General features: G+C 72.1%; 7 protein-coding genes. 3 read left to right on the top strand and 4 right to left on the bottom strand.

The genetic code is table 11. From position 1 onward, the window contains the following. Positions 1-233: 233 nt before the first annotated feature. The 4 genes from ACRYR9_RS07280 to ACRYR9_RS07265 all read right to left on the bottom strand — a co-directional run bounded on the left by ACRYR9_RS07280 (position 234) and on the right by ACRYR9_RS07265 (position 5,027). Complete coding sequence (locus ACRYR9_RS07280) at positions 234-710, bottom strand: acyltransferase (protein ID WP_432493787.1); 477 nt, start codon at positions 708-710, stop codon at positions 234-236. 124 nt (positions 711-834) lie between these two features. Continuing rightward, positions 835-2,193: an O-antigen ligase family protein gene (locus ACRYR9_RS07275; RefSeq protein WP_432493789.1), complete on the bottom strand. Its 1,359-nt coding sequence runs from the start codon at positions 2,191-2,193 to the stop codon at positions 835-837. After that, the gene (locus ACRYR9_RS07270) at positions 2,190-3,170 is read right to left on the bottom strand and encodes a Wzz/FepE/Etk N-terminal domain-containing protein (protein ID WP_432493791.1); all 981 of its coding nucleotides are present in this window, start codon (positions 3,168-3,170) and stop codon (positions 2,190-2,192) included. The genes ACRYR9_RS07275 and ACRYR9_RS07270 overlap by 4 nt, the downstream gene beginning before the upstream one ends. 249 nt (positions 3,171-3,419) lie before the next feature. Further along, positions 3,420-5,027: a dolichyl-phosphate-mannose--protein mannosyltransferase gene (locus ACRYR9_RS07265; protein WP_432493793.1), complete on the bottom strand. Its 1,608-nt coding sequence runs from the start codon at positions 5,025-5,027 to the stop codon at positions 3,420-3,422. A 312-nt stretch (positions 5,028-5,339) separates the two neighbouring features. On the opposite strand from ACRYR9_RS07265, the gene ACRYR9_RS07260 reads away from it, so the two are divergent. The 3 genes from ACRYR9_RS07260 to ACRYR9_RS07250 all read left to right on the top strand — a co-directional run bounded on the left by ACRYR9_RS07260 (position 5,340) and on the right by ACRYR9_RS07250 (position 8,353). Beyond that, positions 5,340-6,302, top strand: a complete 963-nt coding sequence (locus ACRYR9_RS07260) for a glycosyltransferase (RefSeq protein WP_432530033.1) — start codon at positions 5,340-5,342, stop codon at positions 6,300-6,302. Between the two features lie 58 nt (positions 6,303-6,360). Next, on the top strand, positions 6,361-7,221 hold the full coding sequence (rsmI, locus tag ACRYR9_RS07255) for a 16S rRNA (cytidine(1402)-2'-O)-methyltransferase (RefSeq protein ID WP_432493797.1): 861 nt from the start codon (positions 6,361-6,363) through the stop codon (positions 7,219-7,221). Positions 7,222-7,450: 229 nt separating this feature from the next. Beyond that, a complete protein-coding gene (locus tag ACRYR9_RS07250) occupies positions 7,451-8,353 on the top strand; it encodes a hypothetical protein (protein WP_432493799.1) in 903 nt (300 codons plus the stop codon). The last annotated feature ends 91 nt before the right edge of the window (positions 8,354-8,444 follow it).

The raw sequence follows: 8,444 nt of genomic DNA, 5'->3' as shown, positions 1-8,444 counted from the left end.
TGTCCACGGAGTCCTCCGCGGCGGTCAAGGCCACCACCGGGGTGGACCCCTGGCCGGCGCTGATGCAGGGCAAGCCGAGCTACTCGATCATGCAGAACTTCCCCTGGGACAAGCTGCAGGCCCTGCCTCTGGACTACGGCAAGCCCGTCGGCTGAACCCCCGGACCACGACGGCCGGGCTCCACCGCGAGCCCGGCCGTCGTGTCGTCAGCCCCGGTCGTGCTGCGCCGCAATTCAGCCGAAGCCGACGGTGTCGCTGAACGCCGCGTCCGCTGCCTCGGTCACTGCTTCCGGGCCCTGCGTCCCCGGCTTCCTCGCCTTGACGACGCGAGCGGGGTTCCCCGCCACGACCGTCCACGCCGGCACGTCGTTGACCACCACGGACCCTGCGCCGACGATGCTGCCTCGACCGATCCGGCGGCCCGGCAGGATGATGGAGCCGGCGCCGATCCACACGTCGTCCTCGATGACGATCGGCCGATCCTCGCGAAAGCCCTGCTGGTTCATGGGTACCTCGACCGATCCTGTCTCGTGGGCCGAAGCGAGCAGGATGCAACGGGGACCCATCATCACGTCCCGCCCGATCTGGACGGGACCGATCACCAAGGCGTCCATGCCGATGTCCGCCCTGTCACCGAGCCGGATCCCCTTGCCGGAACCAAACCACGCACCGTGCTCGATATTGACGTCCTGCCCGCAGGCGTCAAGCATGAGTCGTCCCAGGAGAGCGCGCGTCCGGCGTGCCAGGCGCCCACCCGGTCGCGGGGACCAGGGCAGGTGGCGCGCTACGCCGAGGTAAGCGGCCGCCCCTGCGAGCCGCCTCAGCCTTGCGAGGTCAACGTCGCGGTCGATGAGTCGCATCGCGAAATCCTGGCGCGGTCAGGTGCGGGATGAGTGCGATTCCGGCCAACATCCAGGTCAGCGAGTTCGGCAGCGGGTAGGAAGCCGGGCTCAGCATGATGGTGACGCACCAGCCGACCACCACGCCGCTGGACAGGGAACGCCAGGCGATGAGGTCGGGCTGGTCGTCCGGGTACCCGCGCTGCACGAGGGATCGCACCGGCCCCAGCAGGACGCACGCCAGGAAGGCCGCAGCACCGGGGAGGCCGAGCTCGGCGGCCCGGCTGAGCACGACGTTGTGGACTTCGATGTTCACGTTGGTGATCGGGTAGGTGTCCGCTTGGCGCACCCAGTCGTGCGAGACCTCGATGAACCGCATCCACCCCACACCGGTGAGGGGCTCGGCGTCCACGATGCGCAGTGCGGCAGCGTTGGTGTTCTGCCGGTCCATCAGCGAGTTGGTCGTGCCCGCCCGGGCGTCGGCGGTCTCCCGCAGTCCGGGCACGAAGGTGAGCATGGCCAGGACCAGCACGGCGCCGACTCCGAGCACGAGGGGCAGCAGCCGCCGGGTGCGACGTGCGCCGGCCATGGCGACGACGACGCCCAGGACCGTCCCCACCCACACCGAGCGGGTGAGGGACCCCATCACGCCGACGCAGGCCAAGAGCACCACGAGCACGGACAGGGCACGCCAGCCACCGCGGAACCTCGTCGCCGCCGCAGCTGCGGCGAACCCGCACGCCGCGCACGCCATGCCCATGGCCTCGGAGGCGATGAAGGGACCACGGGCACGCCCGAACTGGATGCCGACGTCGGGGTCGCCGATGTACGAGGGGAACAGCAGGGAGTACGCGTGCAGCGTCTCCAGCAAGGCGGTCACGCCCAGGTACAGACCCAGCAGGACCAGGGTGCGCAGGAGCAGGTCGCGCCGCTCGGGAGTGGAGAAGACCACCGGGGCGGCGCAGAACAGCAGGAACGGCACGATGAGCCGGTCCAGCAGCCCGAACAGGCCGTAGGTGCTCAGCAGCGTGGAGTGTCCGGCCGCGGACAGGACCGCGATGACTAACATCGCCAGCATCGCCAGGTGCACCGGCCGGAACCTCAGGCGGGTGCGTCGCCACGCCCAGGGGTCCAGCACGAGCAGCACGACCGCGCCGGCGAAGAAGACCCGGTCCAGGCCGATGGGCAGGTGGAAGGTGTCCCAGTGACCGGAGAAGACGTTGCACACCACGACGCCCAGCAGGCACCACAGGTACAGCGGCCGGCGGGGTCCATCCACCCCGTCGAGCCGTTCCGCGGCCTGGACGGCCGCGTCCTCCCCGGACCCGGTCGCGCCGAGCGGGGGAGGGGTCACGACCGGGGAGCCGGCGCCTCGGCAGCCCGGCGGTTCGTGTGCTCGAACGCCTCGTCTACCGCAATGACCGGTCCGTGTGCTCCGCGGCCGTCCACAGCCTCGCCACTCGGCGAGGGACGCCGCGACCCGCCGCCGCTCCTGCCCGCCCGGGCCTCGGCGCGGCGGTCGAGCACCACAGCCAGCACGAGGGCCAGCAGCGCACCGAGCAGCGCGCCGGCCAAGCCGTACTGCTGGATGCGACTGGTGCGGTCGCTGCCCGCGAGCCGCCCCTCCTGGACCACGCGCAGGCCGGCGGCCGAGGGGGTCGAGGTCACCACCTCGCGGTAGCGCTGGCCGAGGGCGGACTGCTGCACCTCGAGGACGTCCAACGCCGTCGCCGCTTGCTCGGCGGCTGCGCGTGCCGGGGCGAGTTCAGCCTCGTCAGCGCCCTCGCCGATCAGGGCATCGAAGGTGGCCTTTGTCTGAGCGGCTACCTGCTCTGCGGTGGCGACCTGGTTGGACAGCTCGGTGTACTGCTGCAGCAGTACTTCGCCGCTCTCACCGGTGACGGCGTTGACCTGGTCGGTCAGTTGCTGGGCGACGGCCTGGGCACCGCGAGCAGCGGTGTCGGGGTCCTTGGCGAAGACTTCGATGCGGATGACGCTCGACTCAGGGATTGGTGAGGCGATGATGGAAGAGATCTCTTCGGCATCGGGCCCGAGCAGCGGCGCCAGGCCGTCCACGGCTTGCTGGTCGTTGACGTAGCGGCTGATGTCGGAAGCCAGCTGGGTCGCGGCCTGCGAGTACCCAGCCACCACGCGCGCGTCGAGGCTCTCGCTGCCGACGGTCACCCGTGCCTCACCGGTGTAAGTGGGTGTCCGGGCGTACGCCACGGCGACGCCCAGGGCGCCGACCGCGGCGGCGAGCACCGCGGCGAGCCACCAGCGCTGCGCTAGGGCGGCCATCGGGGTGCGGGGTGCCGGGGTGTCTCGGGTCACGTCAGCAGCTCCATCTGATTCGGCGGCGGGCTTCCGTCCGCGGTGCGCGGACACCTCTGCACGGGCGACGCTGTAATCGGACAGGAGCAGACAGTACCCACACTCACCCAGTGGGACCGAATCCCTCCTGCAGTGCCCTGCGTCGCGAGCATCGAACTGCGCCTGGCCCGGCCAGCGTTCGTCAGCGGGTGGTGACCTCATCCACCGTGCCGTGCTCTTCGCTGCACCAGAGGGTCGAGGGCCGCGGTCTCACACCCAGCTCGGTAGCCACATCCGGTCCTGCCACGCCTCGTACGGGATGACCTGGGCCGTGTACACCGGCCAGAAGAAGGCGAAGCAGGCCACGCACCCCACCACCACGGCCCCCGCGGCCAGCGCGCCCCGGCGCCGGCGGCGCAGCGCCGCCTCCACCGCGACGCCCTCGCGCAGCACCGCCGTGCCGGGGTCGGGGCCCAGCACCAGGCCCAGCACGTACACCACGCCCAGCACCACGAACGGCACCAGGACCACCGCGTAGAAGGTGAAGATCGTGCGGTGCTGGTACTGGAACCACGGCAGGTAGGTGGCCGCGTACCCGGCCAGCACCGCGCCGGCGCGCCAGTCGCGGCGCAGCGCCCAGCACCACAGCAGCACCACCAGGGCGGCCACCCCCGCCCACCACAGCACCGGCGTGCCCAGCGAGGTGATCGCCTTGGAGCACTGCGCCACGGTGCAGCCGTCCTCGCCCAGCACCGGGTCCTCGTAGAAGAAGGACGTCGGGCGGCCCTGCACGAGCCACGACCACGGGTTCGCGGAGTACGGGTGCGGGCTGCTCAGCCCGACGTGGAAGGAGTACGCCTCCTGGTGGTAGTGCCACAGGCCGCGCAGCGCGTCGGGGACGAGGTCACCGACGCCGCTGGAGGGGTGCTGGGCGCCCCACTGCCGGTCCCAGCCGTTGTCGCTGGCGAACCAGCCCGCCCAGGTGGCCACGTAGACCACGACCGCCACCGGCACCATCGCCAGGAAGGCCGGCACCCCGTCGCGCCAGGCAGCAGCCGGCAACCAGGAGCGCACGCCCACCGCCCGGCGCGCGCCCGCGTCCCACAGCACCGTCACCACCCCGAAGACGGCCAGCACGTACAGGCCGGACCACTTCACCCCGCAGGCCAAGCCCAGGCTCACCCCGGCCGCCAGCCGCCACGGCCGCCACCCCAGCCGCGGGCCCGGCCCGGCCGCGCCGTGCTCGGCGACCGCCCGTGCCAGCCGCTCGCGCGCCCGGTCGCGGTCCACGAGCAGGCAGGCGAAGGCCACCAGCACCCACCAGGACAGGAAGACGTCCAGCAGGCTGGTGCGGCTCTCCACGAAGTGCAGGCCGTCGGTGGCCAGCAGCACCGCGGCCGTCACCCCCAGCACGGTGGAGCGGAACAGCCGCCGCGCCACCCGGCCGATCAGCAGGATCGACAGCGTCCCCACCAGCGCCGCCGTGAAGCGCCAGCCGAAGGAGGAGTCCACCCCGAACAGCAACTGGCCGAAGGCGATCATCCACTTGCCCACCGGCGGGTGGACGACGAAGTCGCCCTCGGTGCCGAACACGTCCGGCGTGCCGGCGGTGAACAGCGCGTCCGGGGTGGGGATGGAGGCGTCGTTGCGCAGCTCCACCCCGTGCTGCAGCAGCGACCAGCCCTGCTTGACGTAGTACGTCTCGTCGAAGACCAGCTGGTGCGGCTCGCCCAGGCGCCAGAAGCGCAGGAAGCCGCCGATCAGCGTCACCACCAGCAGCGGCAGCCACGCGCGCCGCCACGACTCCCCGGTGATCTCCGAGGGGCCGCCGAGCAACCGGTCGCGAACCGGTGCGAGGTCGCTCGTCGGTGCCGTCACGCGGGCTGCCCGGTGGTCGCGATCACGTTGTCATCGTAAGGCGGACCCGGTGAGGGCTCCGCCTGTGGCGACTCGGCGACCGGTCACGCAGCGCATCCGAGCCGCTTCGCGCGGTGGAGGCTTGGTGGAGGAGTGGTAGATGCGGAACGAGTGCAGCGCATGACGCAGGGTGTTGCTGGTGACACGGATGGGCTAAGGTAACGATTAAGGCGACGCTGTGTGATAGATCGCCTACAGACAGCTTCCGGCCTTGGTGTCGGTTCCGGGCACGTCACCGAACGACGTCTGTGAGGACACATGCGGAACTCCAGGTTGCCCCGGCGGAGCAAGCTCCTGCTCGTCTCCTCCATCGGGGGGCACCTGACGGAGCTCCTGCTCGTCAGCAAGATCCTCGAGGCGAACGCGGACTCGCGCTGGGTCACCGCTGAGAACGACCAGAGCACGTCGCTCCTCGCCGACCGGCCGGTCACCTACCTGCCCTACGTGGCTCCGCGTGACTGGCGCACCGCGCTGAGCGTGCTGCCGGAGTTCCACCGCCTGCTGCGCGAGGAGCACTACGACGCCGTCGTCAGCACCGGCGCAGCCGTCGCCGTACCGGCCATGCTGGCTGCCAGGTCCCTGGGCGTCCCGGCCCACTACGTCGAGAGCGTCTCCCGCTTCCGCGGCACCTCCATGACGGGGCGGCTGGTCAGCGGCATCCCGGGAGTGGGCCTCTACACCCAGCACCCCGAGCGCGCTCAGGGCCGGTGGCGCCACGACGTGTCCATCGCCGACTCCCTCGCCCGCCGATCGGCACCCAGACGGAAGCAGGGGCCGCCGCGGATCTTCGTGACGCTCGGCACCATCCGCCCCTACCGCTTCGACGCGCTCGTCGACCGAGTGCTGAAGGTGCTGCCCCCCAGCGCGGAGGTCACCTGGCAGCTCGGTGTCACCGCCCGCAACGACCTGCCGGGGACCGTGCGCGACTACGTGACCAACGCCGAGTTCAGCCGGCTGGCCCGCGAAGCCACCGCGGTCGTCACGCACGCCGGGGTGGGCTCCGTGCTGCAACTCCTCGAGCAGGGCGTGGAGCCGGTCGTCGTGCCCCGCAGGGCTGCGCGCGGGGAACACGTCGACGACCACCAGATGGAGGCCGTCGACGCCTTCACCCGCATCGGCATCGCGACCTGCCGGCAGGTGGAGGACATCAGCACCCGCGACCTGGTCGGCGGCACCGTCGTCCTGCCGCGGACGCGCACCAGCACGCTGCCCGCGAACCTGCAGCACCTGGCCTGAGAGCCCTCACGGCGCACGAGCGCACCCAGCGGTGCTCCCCGTGCGAGACGATGGGGAGGTGCCCCCCGCCGACCCGACCGCCGTCCCCGGGCGCCTCCTGCTCGCGGCCACCCCCATCGGCGACGTGGAGGACGCCTCTCCGCGCCTGCGCCGCCTGCTCGAGTCGGCCGACGTCGTGGCCGCAGAGGACACCCGGCGGCTGCACCGCCTCTGCGCGGCGCTGGGCGTCCAGCCCACCGGTCGGGTGCTCAGCTGCCACGACCACAACGAAGCCGACCGCGCACCCCAGCTTGCCGGGGAGGTCGCCGCGGGGCGCACCGTCCTGCTCGTCACCGACGCGGGGATGCCCTCGGTCTCCGATCCCGGCTACCGCGTGGTCCGCGCCTGCATCGACGCCGGAGCACCCGTCACCGTGGTGCCCGGCCCCTCGGCCGCGCTCGCCGCTCTAGCCGTCTCCGGCCTGCCCAGCGCTCGCTTCGCGGTCGAGGGTTTCCCGCCGCGCCGCCCCGGCGCCCGTGCGCGCGCCCTCGCCGAGCTGGCCGGTGATCCGCGCACGCTCGTCTTCTTCGAGTCCCCGCACCGCGTGGGAGCCACCCTGGCCGCGATGGCCGAGGCGTTCGGTGCCGACCGCCCCGCCGCCGTCTGCCGGGAGCTCACCAAGACGTACGAGGAGGTCGTGCGCGACGACCTCGGCGCACTGGCCCGTTGGGCGGCGGAGGGCGAGGTGCGTGGAGAGATCTGCCTCGTGGTGGCCGGGGCACCCGCCCGGACCGCCGACCCAGAGGAGCTGCTCGAGGAGGTCCTGGCCCTGACGGGTCAGGGGGTGCGGCTCAAGGACGCCGTCAAGCAGGTCGCCTCGTCCGCCGGTGCCGACAGCCGAGGGCTGTACGACCTCGCATCCCGCCACCGCGCCGGCTGACGGGCAGCAGTTCCCGCCGTCGCTTTTCATGAGGCACCACGCGCGGTAAGTTCTGGCGCACGGACGGCGATGGTGCCGAGCAGGGCTCGGATGCTGATCGATCGTGCGGAGGGTGTGTGGGAGTGCGGAACGCTCGTGCTGTGCGCCATCGACCCCTCTCAACCTCGCAGCACGCTGCACCACGGAGCTCGCCGTCGAAGCGCCGACTCCCCGGAGGGGCAGCCCCGCCATGTTCTCCGTCCTGATCCCTGTCGGCCCCAAACCCGTTGAACTCGCCCGACTGCAGGACACCGTCGACAGCCTGCGCGCGCACGAACCCGCCGAGGACGTGCGGCTGGTCCTCGTCGACGACTCGCTCACCCCGCGTCCCCAGCTGGCCGAGCTGGAGTGGCCCACCCCTCCCGTCGTGGTGCGCACCCCCTTGTGGGAGGCGTCCACGGCACCGGACCTCAAGAGCGCCCTCGTCGCCGGTGCCATGGAGGGCTTGCGGGCCGCTGCTGCGGACGCGCCGGAGTTCTGCCTGAAGATGGACACCGACGCCCTGGTGATCGCCCCCTTCGCGGAGAAGGTGCGAGCGGCCCTCGCCGCCGACCCGACGGTCGGGATGCTCGGCTCCTACGACCGCAAGTGCACCGGCGAGCGCCGCGACTGGGAGCACAAGGGGCGCGCGATCGCCGCTGCCTCCAGGCCCGTCACCGTCCGGCGGCGCTCCACGCGCTTCCAGGTGCCCAGCGGGTTCTGGTACAAGCCCGCCGCTCTGCGCGCCCGGGCTCGCGACCTCACCCAGCAGGCCCTCGCCAACGGCTACGAACTCGGCGCCCACTGCCTCGGCGGCGCCTACGCCGTCTCGTCGGCACTGCTGCAGCGCACCGACCTGCTCGACTGGAGACCGTGGGTGCGCACCCCCGACGTGGGTGAGGACGTGACCGTCAGCCTCGCGGTCTTCGCCGCCGGCCTGCGCATCCGCGGCATGGTGGACCGCGACGAGCCGTTCGGGCTGGCCTTCCAGGGGCTGCCGGCCGATCCTCGCTGGCTGGTGGAGAACGGCCACAGCCTCGTGCACTCCCTGAAGGACCACCGCGGGTCCTCCGAGGAGGAGTTGCGCTCCTGGTTCCGCGAACACGCGAGGTGACGGCTGCCGGGGGGGACACCACCCGTCTCCCCGGCGCCCGGGTGGTGGCGGGCCGGGCGGATCCCGCACGTCGAGCACCCGGGAAGGGGCT

The sequence above is a fragment of the Kineococcus auxinigenes genome, from assembly GCF_050871525.1.
GTDB lineage: Bacteria > Actinomycetota > Actinomycetes > Actinomycetales > Kineococcaceae > Kineococcus.
This window is presented reverse-complemented; position numbering and strand designations above follow the sequence as displayed.